Source organism: Brucella gallinifaecis (genome assembly GCF_006476605.1).
In the GTDB taxonomy this organism is placed as follows: Bacteria; Pseudomonadota; Alphaproteobacteria; order Rhizobiales; family Rhizobiaceae; genus Brucella; species Brucella gallinifaecis.
Genome location: NZ_ML636803.1, coordinates 316,594 through 332,595 on the forward strand (window position 1 = coordinate 316,594; position 16,002 = coordinate 332,595).

Genomic DNA, 16,002 nt, shown 5'->3' on the forward strand with positions numbered 1-16,002 from the left:
TTAATAGAGGGCCTTCAGCACCCGGTCGGCAACCATCATTTCGCCTTCACGCATCTTGCGTCGCGCCTGTGCTTCAGCATCACTACCCCAATGCTCGATAGTCCAGTCTTCATCAAGATGTGCACGCTTCCAGCCGTCCTCGACCGAAATTTCATTTTTAGCGATTGCCAGCGCAATCAATGCAGAACCTGTAAGGGTTGTCATGGTATGAAGCGATGCAAGCGCGATTGGATTTTTAAATTCTGACAGGTGTACGCCAAAAGCTGCAATTGCTTCACGCGATTGTTCGATATGCATCACACCTTCGGCCAGTGCAAAACGTGCGCCAAGGCTTTCCGCCCAGTCGATCAGCGAATCCCATTGCTCAGTCTGACGCGCGACCAGTTCTTTTGGACTTGCTGCGCGATAACAGATCATATCGGTCCCGGCAAAACGTAGAATATCTTCGAAAACGGCCTGAGGGTCTTGTGCAATACCATCAATGGCAGTGTTTACAAGCCGCGTCGCAGGCATTTTGGAGGGGTCGATAACTTCTATCTGCGCACGAAATTCTTCGGCAATGATTTCAGCAGCTTCCGCTTTTGGCAGAAGCAGAACAGCCCGCGCAGGCGTTTTGACCGGACGATCATCCAGATGCACAGTGAAACCACCTTCGGTTTCAGCCACTTCCGCCTTTTCGTAAAAGCGTTTTGGCAAAGGTGTGCGCATCAGTTCCTGCGAGCGCTTTACCGGGTCGATTTGTGAAACAGGCATTTCAGCTTGAGGGTCGCTCAGTGTGTCGCGCATAATTTGTCCAGTTCAATAAGCTATCGGTCAAACAACCGGGGCATTCATTTGATGCAAGATAGCATGGAGCTCTTCAGGCTTGTTAATGAGATGATGTGCGCCTGCATCTCTGAGTGCATCGGGACTGTGATAACCCCATGAAACACCTGCGGCACGCGCACCTGCTGAACGAGCCATTTGCATATCGTAAATTGCATCACCAATCACGATTGTTCGTTCTGGTTCTATCCCCATTTCGGCACAGGATTCAAGCACCATGGCCGGATGTGGCTTGGATGGGCAATCATCGGCTGTGCGAATAATCATGAAATGATGCCCAATCCCATGGCGTTCAAAGACTGAACGCACGCCGCGCTGCGACTTGCCCGTGACAATACCCAGCAGCAGATCATCGCGACTGCCAAGCTCATTAAGAAGTGGCAGGATACCGTCATAAAGCGGCTCTGCGAAATCGGGACTCTGACGGTATTTTACAAAATTTTCTTTGTAACGCTGCGTGAGCCAATGCGCCTGTTCATCCACTTCGCGACCAAGCAATTTTGCAATGGCGTGCGGTAGCGAAAGGCCGATGATTGAATGTGTCTGCTCAATTTCCGGCGGCTTTAGGCCGGCATCTATAAAACATGCTGCCATGCAATGATGAATAGTGTCGCCGCTGTCGACAAGTGTCCCGTCACAATCAAAAAGAACGAGTTTCATCTTGCGGCTCCGGCTTTTGCTGGTCGATTGATAATGATGAGTCCCAGACCGATCAGGGCAAGAGCTGCCAGGATTTTCCAGCCGAGTGGTTCATTAAGCAGCAACCCGCTCAGCAGCACGCCAAATGCAGGCGTAAGAAATGCAAAATTCGACAATTTGGAAGCGGGATAGCGACTTATCATCCAGAACCAGAGCGGATAAGTCACGGCAACCACAAACATTGACTGAAACAGGAATGACAGTACCGAAAGCATATCAGGATCACGGATTAACGGGCCGCTTAAATACATGAATGGCAGCGGCACGAGTGCAGCCACCGCCAATTGATAAAGCAAAGTCTTTTCAGGTGCAGCACTTGCAAGTTTCGAGCGCTTGATGACGAGCGTGGTCATTCCCCAAAGCATACCGGAAATCAGTGCAAGAAGATCGCCATAAACCGCATCAGGACCGGGGCGACTGATATGGTCTGAAAAGACCACGAAAACACCAATAAAAGCAATGCACATACCAATGAAGGCACGCATGGACATGCGCTCGCCCAGCAGAAAATGACTGCCGATTGCGACCCAGAATGGCATGACATTCATCATCAGCGTAACACGCCCGACGCTGGTCAGTTCCATTGCCAGAAAGATTAAAACAAATTCGATACCAAACAGAAGGCCAGCCAGAATGCCGGGTTTCAATGTATCATCATGGCCAAACAGTGGAATACGCTTCCAGTAGCACCAGAGAAAAACACAAACACCACCAAGTGCTGCACGACCGGAGGCCATGAGCATGGGATTAAAACCACGATTGCCAATTTTAATGGCAACCTGATTAAGTCCCCAGATGAACATAATGAACATCACAAGGGCAATTGCCAGCCCGTCAAATGACATTCGGCCCTGAACATTTCCCCCTCGCGCATCCGACATATTTATTCTTCCGCGTCTGCCTCATCAAAGCCCAGCAAATTCCACGACTGCACCATATGCGGCGGTAATGGTGCTGTAACATCAATCAGGCCGCCAGCTGGATTTGGAATGCGGATACGGCGCGCATGAAGATGCAATTTCTTTTGAATGCCGCCCGGAAATTCCCAATTTTGATCAGCTTCAAAATATTTGGGATCACCTATGATCGGGTGACCAATATGCGCCGCATGAACGCGCAACTGATGGGTACGCCCTGTATAGGGCTCCATTTCCAGCCATGTCAGATTGTTGCCGATCTTTTCTATAATCCGGTAATAAGACACAGCGTGATCGGAGTCAGGCTCCCCGTGCTGGCAAACACGCATCTTGTCGCCATCCGGTGTCTGATCCTTGACGAGCCAGGTCGAAATCTTGTCTTCGCGCTTGCGCGGAACCCCTTTAACCAAAGCCCAATAGGTCTTCTTGGTATCACGTTCGCGAAAAGCGGCTGTCAGCGCCTGTGCGGCACCGCGCGTACGCGCAACCACCAGAACACCCGACGTATCGCGGTCGATACGATGTACGAGACGAGGCTTCTCACCCTTCTTGTTGCGCCATGCTTCCAGCATGCCATCGACGTGTCGGGTAAGCCCTGAGCCACCCTGCACTGCAAGACCTGCCGGCTTGTTGAAAACAAAGACCTTTGGGTCCTCATAAATCAACATCTGCTTGAGAACATCGCCATCCTGTTGACTGCGAATGGTTCTGGCCGTGACCGGACCATTTGCCTTTTCATCAACGCCAAGTGGCGGAATGCGAACCGATTGTCCTGCCTGCAAACGGGTATCTGACTTTGCACGCCCCCCATCCACACGTATCTGACCGGAACGCAGTAATTTCTGCAGATGCCCGAAACCCAATCCGGGAAAATGGACTTTGAACCAGCGATCAAGGCGCATACCCGCCTCGTCTGTAGCCACATTTTTTTGCTCAATGCCTGCCATGAAAAACCCGATCAATACTTCTTTGGGACACAAGTTCGTGTGCCTGTCTTTATGTCTGTCAATAGCTGCGCAAGGAGCAGATTACTAGGCATAAAAAAAATAGCACTGTTAGGGTCATGACCCTACATAGAACCATAGCGTCTTCACGCTCGGTTACATCTGTTTTTAATTTATGGTCAACCTTGCCACCCATTCGCCACTTCTTGCCATCATTGCATATTGATAGAATAAAGCGACTGCACCATGTAGTCGTTTGAAATAGACCGAGCGGGAGTCCCAAGGTGTCATTGCTCAAAATCTACTGGCGTGCCATGGAATATCTTGCAGCTGAGAAAGCTGCAACAATCACCATGTGTATTGCAAGCGTGCTGGTTGCCCTTGTCATGCTGGCTGAACCGATCCTTTTCGGTCAGGTCATTCAGGCTATTTCGGATAAGGGTGCTATATTTACGCAGCTCGCCATGTGGGCAGCATTGGGTGTGTTTAACATTATCGCAGCCGTGTTTGTGGCCCGTGGGGCTGATCGCCTCGCCCATCGCCGCCGCCTTGGTGTGATGATCGACTCTTATGAGCGTATCATCACCATGCCTCTGTCATGGCATCAGAAGCGCGGCACATCAAACGCGCTGCATACGCTGATCCGTGCAACAGATTCGCTCTTCACACTCTGGCTTGAATTTATGCGCCAGCACCTGACAACCGTTGTGGCTCTGGGTGCGCTTATTCCTGTTGCCATGACCATGGATATGCGTATGTCCATGGTTTTGATCGTGCTTGGTGTTATTTATGTGATGATTGGCCAGCTCGTCATGCGCAAGACCAAAGATGGTCAGGCCGCAGTTGAAAAGCATCACCACAAGCTGTTTGAACATGTAAGCGATACAATCAGCAATGTGTCGGTTGTGCAGAGCTATAACCGCATTGCATCTGAAACACAGTCACTGCGTCAATATGCAAAGAACCTGGAAAATGTTCAGTTCCCGGTTCTTAACTGGTGGGCACTGGCAAGCGGTCTCAACCGTATGGCATCGACTCTCTCCATGGTTATCGTGCTGCTGCTGGGTGCCTATTTCGTTACAAAAGGTCAGATGCGCGTTGGCGATGTCATTGCCTTTATCGGTTTTGCACAGTTGATGATCGGGCGTCTCGACCAGATCAGCGCTTTCATCAACCAGACTGTTACGGCGCGTGCCAAGCTTGAAGAATTCTTCGAGATGGAAGACGCAACAGCCGATCGCCAGGAACCGGAAGGTGCCGTCGATCTTCAAGACGTTAAAGGCGACATTGTTTTCGACAATGTAACCTTCGAGTTCCCTAATTCAGGCCAGGGCGTTTATGACGTATCGTTTGAAGTAAAACCCGGCCAGACTGTGGCCATCGTTGGCCCAACGGGGGCTGGCAAGACCACCTTGATTAATATTCTTCAGCGCGTGTTTGATCCGGCAGCCGGTCGCATTCTGATTGATGGAGTGGACACACGCACTGTCAGCCGCCGCTCGCTGCGCCATGCCATTGCGACCGTGTTTCAGGATGCGGGTCTGTTCAATCGTTCGATTGTCGATAATATTCGTGTTGGTAATGAAGAGGCTTCCAACGAAATGATCCATGCGGCTGCCAAGGCTGCAGCTGCGCATGATTTTATTCTGGCAAAAGGCAATGGCTACGATACGATCGTCGGCGAACGCGGTTCACAGCTTTCCGGTGGCGAACGTCAACGTCTGGCAATTGCACGTGCGATACTCAAGGACTCGCCAATCCTTGTGCTTGATGAGGCAACCAGTGCACTCGATGTAGAGACCGAAGAAAAGGTCAAGCAGGCCGTTGATGATCTGAGCCAGAACCGCACAACCTTCATTATTGCGCATCGTTTGTCGACCGTCCGTTCTGCCGATATCGTCCTGTTCATGGACAAGGGACATCTGGTGGAGCATGGCAGCTTCGATGAATTGGCTGCTCGCGGTGGCCGCTTCTCTGATCTGCTTCGTGCAGGCGGCTTACAGCTAGAAGACAAATCGGCAAAGATCGAAAATACAGAAACTGAAACCAGCAATGTCATGCCCTTCCCGGTCAAAGGGACAGCTGCCTGATCATGGGATTGATTATGAAAAAAGCCCGCTGCGAGATTTGCAGCGGGCTTTTTTATTCAACAGGCACTTTAAAACTTAATCCGTCATAGCCGGGTTCTACATGATCCGGCGTTTCACGCATGAGTGTGTCATAATCGAGGGGCACATGCATATGAGTCAGGATTGCACGTTTTGGTCCAAAAAACTCGATCCATTCCAGTGCCTGCTCCAGTGAAAAATGACTGGGATGCCGTCGATATTGCAGAGCACCGATAATCAGCACATCAGCATGGCGGATATATTTCAAACTTTCATCAGGAAACGCGCTGACATCTGTACAGTAAGCAACATTGCCAATACGAAAACCAAGCGATTCAATATCGCCATGTATCTGGCTGAATGGTTCAAAGCGGATTGCCCCGCCCGCCCCTGTGATTGAGAATGACGTTTCAGCCATGATGTCGTGCATCGACAGAATTGGCGGATAGCTTGATCCCACAGGTGTCTCAAAACAATAACCAAAAGCATCAAACAGCCGGTTGCGTGTGAGCCGATTGGCATAAACATCCATTAATTTGCCGTTTTCAACGACATAGGTCCGCAAATCATCAATGCCATGAATATGATCAGCATGGGGATGAGTATAGATGACAGCATCCAGCGATGTCACATTCGCACTGATCATCTGCTCTCTGAAATCCGGGCCAGTGTCGATAACAACACTTGTGCAGTTCCCTTGATCATCAAATCTCTCAACGAGCAAAGAGGCGCGGCGGCGTTTATTTTTCGGATTTTTCGGATCGCAATTGCCCCAATCCCCATTGATGCGCGGCACGCCGGGGGATGAACCGCAGCCGAGAATTGTAAAACGCAGACAATTGCGAGAAGAAACCACGATGATTATTCCCCGGCAGGTTGTGGCATTTTGGAAAAAAGCCGGAAGGTGTTTGCGCTGGTAATATCAGCGATCTCTTCGCGACTTACACCAATCGTTTCGGCTAGCACGGCAGCAGTATGCTGCACGAATGATGGTTCATTACGCTGCCCACGATGCGGCATTGGTGCGAGATAAGGTGCATCTGTTTCAACCAGCAGACGCTCACGCGGAACAATCTGTGCGATTTCGCGAATCTCAGCCGAATTCTTGAACGTTAAAATGCCAGAGAACGACACATAGCCGCCAAGTTCAATACCCTTTTCAGCCAATGCTTTTCCTGACGAGAAGCAATGCAGAATGAAAGGAAATGCACCCTTCGCCGTCTCAGATTCCAGAATATCGGCCATATCCTGATCGGCATTGCGTGCATGAATTACAAGTGGCAATTGCGTGCGGCGTGCCGCTTTAATATGTGTGAGAAACCCCTGACGCTGGGCTTCAGGCGGCGCATAATCATAATGATAATCAAGCCCTGCCTCGCCTATGGCGACAACTTTTGGATGTTCTGCCAGCCGCACCAGATCATCGGCAGTCACATCCAATTCTTCATGGGCATTATTCGGGTGAGTACCAACCGAGCAATAAACAGATGGATATTGCTCAGCAAGTGCAAGGATCGTATCGAACTTGCGCACACGCGTTGAAATTGTGACCATGCGTTTGATACCGGCATCAAGCGCACGCTGAATGACAGCGTCGCGCTCTGGTTCAAAATCCGCAAAATCGAGATGACAGTGACTATCAACAAGCATGTTCAGTTCTGTTCTTCCGCTTCAACAAAGCGCGGGAAAACCGGCTGCGGTGCGGGAAGCTCTCTGCCTCCAACAAGCGGGCTTTTTGCAACATCAGAGAACTGACGCTGGTCTGCCGGGATTGCCAGAGTATCAAGGAGCTTCTCTGCCGACTGCGGGATAAATGGCTGCACCATGATACCAACGCGGCGGATCACTTCTGCTGTTACATAAAGCACAGTGCCCATGCGTTCAGGATCGGTTTTGCGCAGTGCCCAAGGCTCCTGCCCTGCAAAATAACGATTTGCTTCAGCAACGACTGCAAAAATGCCGCCTAGTGCGATATGCAAAGCCTGATCACCAACTGCCTTACGCGCAGTTTCCAGCGCGGCATCAGCCTGATCAAGAATAGCTGTGTCCGCATCCGAAAATTCACCCGGAACCGGAACTTTGCCTTCGCAGTTTTTAGCAATCATCGACAAAGAACGCTGTGCCAGATTGCCAAGATCATTGGCGAGATCGGCATTGGTGCGGTTAACGATTGCATCATGGCTGTAGCTGCCATCCTGACCGAATGGCACTTCGCGCATCAGAAAGTAGCGTAGCTGATCAAGACCGTAACGTTCGACCAGTTCAAACGGATCGATAACATTGCCGAGCGACTTCGACATTTTCTCACCACGGTTGAACAGGAAACCATGTGCAAATACGCGCTTAGGGAGCGGAATACCTGCTGACATCAAAAATGCCGGCCAGTAAACGGCATGGAAACGCGAAATATCCTTGCCGATAATATGTGCATCCGCAGGCCAATAGCCCCATTTGTCACTCGTCATATCAGGATAGCCGAGTGCGGTAATATAATTGGTCAGTGCATCGACCCAGACATACATGACGTGTTTTTCATCGCCCGGAACAGGAATGCCCCAGTCAAAGGTCGTACGCGAAATCGACAGATCTTTCAGGCCGGACTTCACAAAACTCACAATCTCGTTGCGTCGTTCAACCGGCATGATGAAATCAGGGCTGTTTTCATAAAGTTCAAGCAGCCTGTCCTGATAGCTCGACAGGCGGAAGAAATAGCTTTCCTCTTCAACCCATTCGACTTGTGTGCCCTGTGGACCATAACGAACATTATCGGCACGAACTTCGGTTTCTTCCTCGCCGTAATAGGCTTCATCGCGCACTGAATACCAGCCCGCATAACCACCCTTATATATATCGCCATTGGCAGACATGGCCTGCCAGATCGCCTGACTTGCCTTGTAGTGGCGCTCTTCCGAGGTGCGAATGTAATCGTCGTGTGAGCTGTTTAAAAATGCGCCCATACGCTGAAAAGCGGCCGTATTGCGATCTGCCAGTTCACGTGGGCTTATGCCTTCCTTGCGTGCGCTCTGTAACATCTTGATGCCGTGCTCGTCAGAGCCGGTCAGGAAATAAACATCCTTACCATCCAGACGCTGAAACCGCGCCATGGCATCGGTCGCGATCAACTCATAGGCATGGCCGATATGCGGCTTGCCATTGGGGTAGGCAATTGCTGTGGTGATATAGAATTTTTCGCGGCTCATCGAAATCCGGCTTCTTCAAGTGTGATGTTCAAAAACGTTAGCGGTGACATAACGCATGTGAAGCACCATGTCACGCAAGCGGAGGCACGCCAGACCCAAAAGCGCGATAGGTTTTTTGCAAAAGGATCATAACAGCCTGTTTACGGTCCAGATTATAGGTCTCGGCATTGGTAATTTCGCGGCTGAGTTCGCTCCAGTAGCGCGACCATTGATCAGCTTCACGGGTTTGTCCCGAATCTGCATAACGACGCGCCTCATCAGCAATGCGACTCAATAGATAATCCCGAAACAGTTCATACTGTGTTTCGGCCTCACGGCCATTAAGAACGTTTGAAAGTGCCTGCGCTTTAGGCAGATCAAAAGTTTTTCCCTGCAAGATTGAATCAACCGTGTCCGATATTTCCAGACCACCATGCGCCACAAGCAGCAGGGCTTTGCGAACGCTGCCTTCTGAGCGAAAAAGAAGTGCAGGCGTGATATTATCCGCATCAAGCCCTATCTTCGGGCCAATATGTATCAATGCATCACTAAGTGCTTTATCCGTCAGTGGCTTGAACTGAATGCTCTGGCAACGCGAACGGATGGTTGGCAGCAATCGGCCAGACGAATGCGAGATCATAATAAAGATCGCACGCGCCGGTGGCTCTTCAAGCGTTTTAAGCAGCGCATTGGCTGCATTTCGGTTCATGTCATCAGCAGGATCGATAATAACTATGCGCCAGGCGCCGTCCGAAGCTGTACGGGTCAGAAAATGAGTGACGCGGCGAATTTCCTCAATTGGAATGCCTGTTTTGAATTTGCCCGTTTTCTGATCAAAAGGTCGATTGATATGCAAAACAGCCGGATGCATACCGCCTGCTATCTGGCGCCATAATGGTTTGGTAAAATCAGGTGATTGAATTGTTTCCGGTGCCAGGACCGGATCGCCATGCGCCAGCATGTGACCTGCCAGATGAAAGGCCAGTGTTGCCTTACCGATCCCCTGCTCACCTTCAAAAAGAAGCGCATGATGCATACGGCCTTCATGATAGGCCTGCGCAAGAAATGCTGCAATTTCATCATGTCCTGTCAGATAATCGCTTGCGGAAGGCTCAGGCACGCCATCAATTGAATCATGGGTTTTGGGGACATCGAGTTCTTCGATCACAGAAGCCCTCTTTTCTTGAGAAGTTCATCAACAATGCCAATAATATTGGCAGAAATGGTTGCCTGAGGCCGGTCGGCCTGGATCACCGCGCATCGATCGGGTTCGGCTTTGGCAATCGAAAGAAACGCTTGCCTTCGTGCTTCATGCACGGCAATCGCTTCTTTCTCGAAACGGTCTGCTACATCACTCCCTCGCCGCTTGTTGGCGCGGGACAGCCCCTTTTTTGCAGGAATATCAAGTATAATCGTAAGATCGGGCAGGGTTCCGTCAATCGCAATACGCTCAATCGCTGCCATATAGGTAGGGTCGAGATTACCGGTCACGCCCTGATAGGCACGGCTAGAATCGATATATCGGTCGCACAATACAATGCGATTTTCAGCAAGTGCCGGACGAATAAGTTGATCAACATGATCTGCACGGGCAGCAGCAAATAACAAGGCTTCCATAGCCGGACCATAGCTTTCAGCATTGCCACTTAAAATTACATGTCGAACCGCCTCTGCCCCCGCAGAGCCTCCCGGCTCCCGGGTTATCAGCGGGTCAAGACCAAGAGTGCGCAGATGCTCTGCCAGCAAGCCTATCTGTGTAGACTTACCCGCACCTTCTCCCCCCTCGAATGTAATGAACAATCCGCTCACACTGACTTCCGCAAATAGAGTTCTTGCCTGTTCAGGCTTTCAACCTGTTTACCGGCGATTATAGCCAAGGTCGAGGGCTTACAAATATTTCCTTAGCCAACCAGTAGAAACTTCCATGAGTGCCCCCATTGCGCGCTGCGACAAGCTACCAACAGGGACAGGCTGCGTGGTATATAGCGGTATTTGCTGCACCACATTTTCATTTAATTCAAAAGTGAGCGTACCTATCTGTATATCAGCTTCAACCGGCGCATTCAGTGGTCCCTCATAGGAAATATGCGCTTTGAGTTTATCGCGCCCTTCTTTTGGCAAAAGCAATTCGACGTCATGTTTGACTTTGAGAGGAACAGTTGATGCAGCTCCGCCAAAAACCTGCGCCGCCCCCACCTCTTCATTAGCCGCATAAATATTGACATTATCAAAGGATGTCATAGCCCATTGAATAAGCCTTCTGGCTTCTTCTTCACGTTCTTTGGTGCTGGCAAGACCGCTCATTGCAAGGAAAAGACGGCGTCCATTTTGCTCGGCAGACCCTACGAGCGCATAGCCGGATGCTTGTGTATAGCCAGTAGCCATGCCGTCGGCACCAATATCGAGCCGTAACAGGGGATTTCGGTTACGCTGGAAAATCTTGTTCCATGTGAAAGCTTCCTGCGCGTAATATTTATAAAATTCCGGGTGCTCACTATGGATATGCCGCGCCAGTCTTATCAGATCGTTCAGAGTGACCGTCTGGCTGGCAGCAGGCAAGCCGGTCGCATTCACAAAATTCGAGCCGGTAAGACCAAGCTCTTTGGCTCGCTTATTCATGGCAACCGCAAAGGCATTTTCACTGCCGGACAATCCTTCAGCCAGAATAATTGCCCCATCATTTGCCGCCTGAACGATCATGCCTTGCAACAGATCCGCGACGGAGGGTGAGGACTTTATGGCTGCAAACATGGTTGACGTGCCCGATGGGGCACCACCCGTGCGCCATGCATATTCTGTTACCGGATATGTTGTTTCCAGTGTTGTTTCGCCTTTTTCAAGCGCCTCAAAAACAACCTCTGCCGTCATCAGCTTTGCAAGTGATGCAGGTGGTATTTTCATATCTGGTTTTTTGGAAAGCAGAACAGTATTGCTTTTATCGTCCAGCAAAAGCACCTGTGGTGCTTTTGTGTTAAAGCCTGTCTGATTATTCTGCGCATAGGCTGGGAAACCGACCAAGGCAGCTCCAGCCAACGCCGTTGCAAACTGGATGCTTATTATTATGCGCCTCATGACACACCTATCAACCTTCATCATTGATGAAGAAACGTGGCGTTTACGAGCAATGTCAGTCAGCACGAACAATAAAGGCGTCCATTGCTCCCGCCTTCCATGCAGCACGCAGCAAATCGTCGTTATTGCCCTCTGCCGCAAAAGCGGTCAGTTCATAAATACCCCCCTGCTCTGTCGGTGTTTTGGTACGGGTTATATGGGCAGAACGAGGCAGAGATTTTTCAAGCTTTACAGCATCCTCAAGCCTGTTGAACACGCCAAGTTCAACATATTCGCGCTTTTCTTCATCATTTCGGCGCTTCCATGCATCAGAAACAGCATTTGCGGTCAATATGTTGCCGTAAGTGCTCTCACCTGCATAGGCAGAAGCAGCCATATTCTCGGACGCATAACCAAGCCCACCCAAACGGGCAACAGTTGCAACACCAAAACCGCCTGTTGGACGCTCTGATGGAACAGGAACATTAGCCGGAAGCAATGGCACTTCGTTGTCACTATAATCAGGATTAATCTCAAATGGTGAGTTTTGCGGAACAGGCATTGCAGCGATGCCCGCAGGTGTCGGCGTTGGAGCATTCATAGCCATCATAACACCAGTGGCTGGCTGACCAATCGAATCCGCGTTGCCAGGTTGAAAAGATGCCATCAGATAGGCATCGTCCTGACCATGAAGCGGTGCACGCCCTACATATTCGACCTTGACGTTTGCAGTACCGTGATGCTGATAATCCAGCATTTCTGCGGCTTTTTGCGACAGATCAATCACGCGATTACGCGCAAATGGCCCACGGTCATTCACACGGACAATGATAGAATGACCATTATATGTATTGGTGACACGTGCGTAACTTGGCAGCGGCATCGTCGGATGTGCAGCCGTCAGATGTGTCATGTCGTAGATTTCGCCATTGGCCGTCAGGCGGCCATGAAAAGCGCTGCCATACCATGAGGCGCGACCCGTTGAGGTGTAGTTTTTGTTTTCTTTCGGATAATACCAGCGGCCTTTGACCTGATAGGGTTTTCCCACCTGATTACGACCGCCACCCCGCGGCAAAGGCTTTCCCTGAACACCAGTGACGCGTGGGCTGGCTTTGACGCCATATTTGGATTCAGCAAAATATTCTTTAGATTGTTTTTTCTTCGACGGCTTCGTCTGAGGCGTGCTTGAACACCCTGCCAGTGCTACGGCCAAGGCCATAAACGTCATAATTGCAACCGATCCGCGTTTTTCACACTTGATCAATTGCCCTACATTTCCAGCACGGTTTTGCCATCCGTTCGAAATCATACGCCATACGCCCGCATTTTTTAAACGATCAACCGATCGAAAATATCTTCTAGCAAAGAGTGATGTCACCGAAATATTGACGGATCATTAAAGTTTAAACAAATCCCATGAAATGAGTCGAGTCATTAACCTTTGAAAATAAGCATTTTAGCGGAACGAAATCCTCTCCTTAACGTTGATCTTACAATATCAAGGAGGAAAACATGTTCCGAGCACTCATTCTTTGGCTTCTGGGAGTCCCTTTTATTGTCGTGCTGTTTATCTGGTATTTTTTCTTCTGATCAGGATAGCTTTGGCTCATTCGACCTCAGGACCACCTCCTAAACGTCATAATTCAGGCCCGTTCTATATAAAGGACGTGCTGTTTTTTAGAGCAAGCGACCGATTCAATCATGGATTGAAATGGGTTTTCAAAAATTAGTGATACCGTAAAGTTCAGATCACATACAGTTTTCTTGTATTTGATCCGATAAATGCAGATGATCCAGAAATGAAAATTCTTCTCATCGCAATAGCCGTTTTGGTTCTGCTTGTTTTAGGCTGCTTTCTGCAGACACATTTTGGCATGAAGCCATAATAGCGCCCCTGGAGCATTTCCAGATTAAGTTGAATCACTAGCAATGCTCTATCTATTTGTATTTACGCGCATCCTGTTCCGAAAGCCAGCTCCCCCTTTTCGGGATGTGCTCTAATAAACGCCCCTTGATTAGCTGCATTGTAAGCCTATCTTGCATCATACGACAGTTAAAGGAGCCCTCCTATGCGGCGCAGTATATATGTGGCCATTATTGTAACTGCAACTTCAGTCGCTGCTCTCGCAGCCCCTCCTGAAGGCACAAAGCTCTCGGAAATAATTGCCAAAATCGAGCAAACTCCCGACATGCAATATATTGATGAAGTCGACTGGAATGACCACGGCTATTATGAAATTGAGTATTTTCTGAAAAATGGCACAAAAATCGAGGTGAAGATTGATCCAAAGACCGGGGAATCTGTTCGCTAAACGAATCTCCCCCAAACCTTTACTCCTTGTCTGCGGTTTGAAACCCGATCATTCACATGCAGTGTCACCTTTTCTGAGCAAAAAACTGCATGTTTATCCACAAGAGCAACCATAAATTAGAAATATTCAATTTTTTTATGGTCTTAAGCATAGAAACGATTGACGCAGATGACGTTCCCGCATACATGAGCATCGTTCTCGATTGAAAGAAATCGAAACAATGCGCGGGTGTAGCTCAGTTGGTTAGAGTGCCGGCCTGTCACGCCGGAGGTCGCGGGTTCGAGCCCCGTCACTCGCGCCATTCCTTTTAATGGAATGATATTTATCTCAGGTATAAATCAAATATTTTTTATATTTGAAGTATTTTGGCAGTACTCAGGTTAAATACGCATGAGTATATCTTTATATCCATAACTGTTGGCTATGCCTATAATATGCCACGAGCGAACGTCTCCCTAAATCAAGCCATAAGCGGGTTTTTCTTTTATCCGAATCGTGACACTTATTCTGCGTCACCGCAAATCCCGAATAGTGACACCCTAGTGACACCCTAGTGACACTAAGTTCTAAATTACTTAAAATATATCGATAAGTCATTGATTTTATGGCGCGCCGCGCCGGGCGATGATGAGAACTATACCTACGCTATAGCCCTCTGAACTCGGCATCAAAAATAGGCAGAATCCCACTCGAAAACGATTTACTCAGCGCGCGATATGAGTGCGGAGCAGGCTCTTAATCTCCGCATAGTTGCTATCACTCCGTTTCATGTAAATATGAACTGCCTTATGACAATTGGGGCAGAGGAGTGCCAAATCATCCGGTGTTACGACATACTGAGACGTAAAGGTCGAGATTGGTACTTTATGGTGAGCTTCTATATATCTGACCCCATAGCGAACAGAGAAATCCTCTTCGCAGATATCGCATGTCGAGGGCGTCGATCCTTTCAGAAAATCGACCACACGCCTGCTCCTCTCGGCAAGGAGGTGCGTTACATAGCGCCGACCGCCCTCACGATACGTGATTTCATCCTGTGCCCCAACTGACGGCATGTATGACCCCTGTCGCTCCAAGACGACATAGACTTCCCCGATTTCCGTTACGGAGAATTGTCCTTCAAAGACCCAGCCGACCTGCCCCTCCGTGAACAGCATGATAGGATATAAATGCTGAGGCTGTGCAATAAGCACCCGATTTGCAGTCTCGTTATAGGAAATAACCGAATTTCGCGCCTTGAAAGAATATCGATAGCTATTCCGGCTTTCGTCTAACCAACCATCCAACTCGTAAGAACCGGGCCGCGTTTTGATGACAACACCTTGAACATGTGGGGGAGAGCCTATCCAGTTGATGCCCTGCTGCGGCGTGTTACCGATCGAGAATTCATGACCGCCCCAGAACTGCGAACCTTCGACTTTCGAAAATTGGATCAGGTCGAAGAGATTTCTCTTCAAGACGGTATCGCCGATAGAAATTCGGAAAATATCTTGCGGCTTTTGTAGGTTCATGTGTCCCCCTGAAACTGAAATCAGACTCTGAGTCTTTGAATGTTCCGATGAGAATCATAGCGCAATGCGACTTGAATGATACGGTGCAGCTTCATAGCAGTTGACCAGCGGCACGAGATGAGGATGGCGTCATGGGCAGCCACGTCGAGGCAACTCAAAAGTTGCGGATCGCAGCCCCACGACCACAGTCAATTTGCTTATTGCAATAACCCACGGAATAGCCAAAATAGCTATTTTGTGGTAAATGCGGTGATGCCTATGCGAACGATGTCCGCGAAAGACGCAAAGAACAGCTTCGGAATGCTTCTGGACTATGCGCGCGCTGCGCCGGTTCAGGTCGAGAAGCATGGCAGGCCGGTTGTCGTCGTGATGAGCGTGGAGGAGTTCCAGCGTCTGAACAAGCCGGTTAACCGGTCACATGACGCAATGCGGAAAACGGTGAAGGTCGGTCGTTGA

The 16,002-nt window shown here is 49.5% G+C and carries 15 protein-coding genes and 1 tRNA gene; 4 read left to right on the top strand and 12 right to left on the bottom strand.

What is annotated here, in order from left to right; all coding sequences use genetic code 11:
* The 4 genes from FHY56_RS08055 to FHY56_RS08070 are packed head-to-tail and all read right to left on the bottom strand — an operon-like array spanning window position 1 to window position 3,388.
* The gene (locus FHY56_RS08055; protein WP_140904648.1) at window positions 1-786 is read right to left on the bottom strand and encodes an ATP12 family chaperone protein; all 786 of its coding nucleotides are present in this window, start codon (window positions 784-786) and stop codon (window positions 1-3) included.
* 27 nt (window positions 787-813) lie between these two features.
* A complete protein-coding gene (locus FHY56_RS08060) occupies window positions 814-1,485 on the bottom strand; it encodes an HAD-IA family hydrolase (protein WP_140904649.1) in 672 nt (223 codons plus the stop codon).
* Entirely contained in the window at window positions 1,482-2,405 is a 924-nt protein-coding gene (locus tag FHY56_RS08065) for a DMT family transporter (RefSeq protein WP_140904650.1), read from the bottom strand. The genes FHY56_RS08060 and FHY56_RS08065 overlap by 4 nt, the downstream gene beginning before the upstream one ends.
* A gap of 2 nt (window positions 2,406-2,407) precedes the next feature.
* Complete coding sequence (locus FHY56_RS08070; protein WP_140904651.1) at window positions 2,408-3,388, bottom strand: RluA family pseudouridine synthase; 981 nt, start codon at window positions 3,386-3,388, stop codon at window positions 2,408-2,410.
* 281 nt (window positions 3,389-3,669) lie between these two features.
* On the opposite strand from FHY56_RS08070, the gene FHY56_RS08075 reads away from it, so the two are divergent.
* Window positions 3,670-5,475: a glucan ABC transporter ATP-binding protein/ permease gene (locus FHY56_RS08075; protein WP_140904652.1), complete on the top strand. Its 1,806-nt coding sequence runs from the start codon at window positions 3,670-3,672 to the stop codon at window positions 5,473-5,475.
* Window positions 5,476-5,527: 52 nt separating this feature from the next.
* On the opposite strand, the gene FHY56_RS08080 is transcribed toward FHY56_RS08075, so the two are convergent.
* The 7 genes from FHY56_RS08080 to FHY56_RS08110 form a co-directional block, all read right to left on the bottom strand.
* Window positions 5,528-6,349, bottom strand: a complete 822-nt coding sequence (locus tag FHY56_RS08080; RefSeq protein ID WP_140904653.1) for an MBL fold metallo-hydrolase — start codon at window positions 6,347-6,349, stop codon at window positions 5,528-5,530.
* Between the two features lie 5 nt (window positions 6,350-6,354).
* Entirely contained in the window at window positions 6,355-7,143 is a 789-nt protein-coding gene (locus FHY56_RS08085) for a TatD family hydrolase (protein WP_140904654.1), read from the bottom strand.
* Between the two features lie 2 nt (window positions 7,144-7,145).
* Window positions 7,146-8,693 (bottom strand): methionine--tRNA ligase, encoded by a 1,548-nt coding sequence (gene metG, locus FHY56_RS08090; RefSeq protein ID WP_140904655.1) that lies wholly within the window; start codon window positions 8,691-8,693, stop codon window positions 7,146-7,148.
* 70 nt (window positions 8,694-8,763) lie between these two features.
* On the bottom strand, window positions 8,764-9,840 hold the full coding sequence (locus tag FHY56_RS08095; RefSeq protein ID WP_140904656.1) for a DNA polymerase III subunit delta': 1,077 nt from the start codon (window positions 9,838-9,840) through the stop codon (window positions 8,764-8,766).
* Complete coding sequence (gene tmk, locus FHY56_RS08100; protein ID WP_140904657.1) at window positions 9,837-10,481, bottom strand: dTMP kinase; 645 nt, start codon at window positions 10,479-10,481, stop codon at window positions 9,837-9,839. Before tmk ends, FHY56_RS08095 begins: the two co-directional genes overlap by 4 nt.
* 78 nt (window positions 10,482-10,559) lie before the next feature.
* Window positions 10,560-11,744: a D-alanyl-D-alanine carboxypeptidase family protein gene (locus FHY56_RS08105; protein ID WP_140904658.1), complete on the bottom strand. Its 1,185-nt coding sequence runs from the start codon at window positions 11,742-11,744 to the stop codon at window positions 10,560-10,562.
* A gap of 55 nt (window positions 11,745-11,799) precedes the next feature.
* Complete coding sequence (locus FHY56_RS08110) at window positions 11,800-13,032, bottom strand: septal ring lytic transglycosylase RlpA family protein (protein ID WP_140904659.1); 1,233 nt, start codon at window positions 13,030-13,032, stop codon at window positions 11,800-11,802.
* Between the two features lie 760 nt (window positions 13,033-13,792).
* On the opposite strand from FHY56_RS08110, the gene FHY56_RS08115 reads away from it, so the two are divergent.
* A complete protein-coding gene (locus tag FHY56_RS08115) occupies window positions 13,793-14,035 on the top strand; it encodes a PepSY domain-containing protein (protein WP_140904660.1) in 243 nt (80 codons plus the stop codon).
* 224 nt (window positions 14,036-14,259) lie between these two features.
* Window positions 14,260-14,336, top strand: a tRNA-Asp gene (locus FHY56_RS08120).
* Between the two features lie 403 nt (window positions 14,337-14,739).
* Here the strand turns inward: FHY56_RS08120 and FHY56_RS08125 are convergent.
* Window positions 14,740-15,546 carry an HNH endonuclease gene (locus tag FHY56_RS08125; protein WP_140904661.1) on the bottom strand — a complete coding sequence of 269 codons (807 nt, stop codon included), beginning with the start codon at window positions 15,544-15,546 and terminating at the stop codon, window positions 14,740-14,742.
* A 258-nt stretch (window positions 15,547-15,804) separates the two neighbouring features.
* On the opposite strand from FHY56_RS08125, the gene FHY56_RS08130 reads away from it, so the two are divergent.
* The gene (locus FHY56_RS08130; protein ID WP_140904662.1) at window positions 15,805-16,002 is read left to right on the top strand and encodes a type II toxin-antitoxin system Phd/YefM family antitoxin; all 198 of its coding nucleotides are present in this window, start codon (window positions 15,805-15,807) and stop codon (window positions 16,000-16,002) included.

What these genes read in the sequence shown, in the direction of transcription:
- FHY56_RS08055 (WP_140904648.1), bottom strand. Translation starts at nt 786, where the DNA reads ATGCGCGACACACTGAGCGACCCTCAAGCTGAAATGCCTGTTTCACAA.
- FHY56_RS08060 (WP_140904649.1), bottom strand. Translation starts at nt 1,485, where the DNA reads ATGAAACTCGTTCTTTTTGATTGTGACGGGACACTTGTCGACAGCGGC.
- FHY56_RS08065 (WP_140904650.1), bottom strand. Translation starts at nt 2,405, where the DNA reads ATGTCGGATGCGCGAGGGGGAAATGTTCAGGGCCGAATGTCATTTGAC.
- FHY56_RS08070 (WP_140904651.1), bottom strand. Translation starts at nt 3,388, where the DNA reads ATGGCAGGCATTGAGCAAAAAAATGTGGCTACAGACGAGGCGGGTATG.
- FHY56_RS08085 (WP_140904654.1), bottom strand. Translation starts at nt 7,143, where the DNA reads ATGCTTGTTGATAGTCACTGTCATCTCGATTTTGCGGATTTTGAACCA.
- metG (WP_140904655.1), bottom strand. Translation starts at nt 8,693, where the DNA reads ATGAGCCGCGAAAAATTCTATATCACCACAGCAATTGCCTACCCCAAT.
- FHY56_RS08105 (WP_140904658.1), bottom strand. Translation starts at nt 11,744, where the DNA reads ATGAGGCGCATAATAATAAGCATCCAGTTTGCAACGGCGTTGGCTGGA.
- FHY56_RS08110 (WP_140904659.1), bottom strand. Translation starts at nt 13,032, where the DNA reads ATGATTTCGAACGGATGGCAAAACCGTGCTGGAAATGTAGGGCAATTG.
- FHY56_RS08115 (WP_140904660.1), top strand. Translation starts at nt 13,793, where the DNA reads ATGCGGCGCAGTATATATGTGGCCATTATTGTAACTGCAACTTCAGTC.
- FHY56_RS08125 (WP_140904661.1), bottom strand. Translation starts at nt 15,546, where the DNA reads ATGAACCTACAAAAGCCGCAAGATATTTTCCGAATTTCTATCGGCGAT.
- FHY56_RS08130 (WP_140904662.1), top strand. Translation starts at nt 15,805, where the DNA reads ATGCGAACGATGTCCGCGAAAGACGCAAAGAACAGCTTCGGAATGCTT.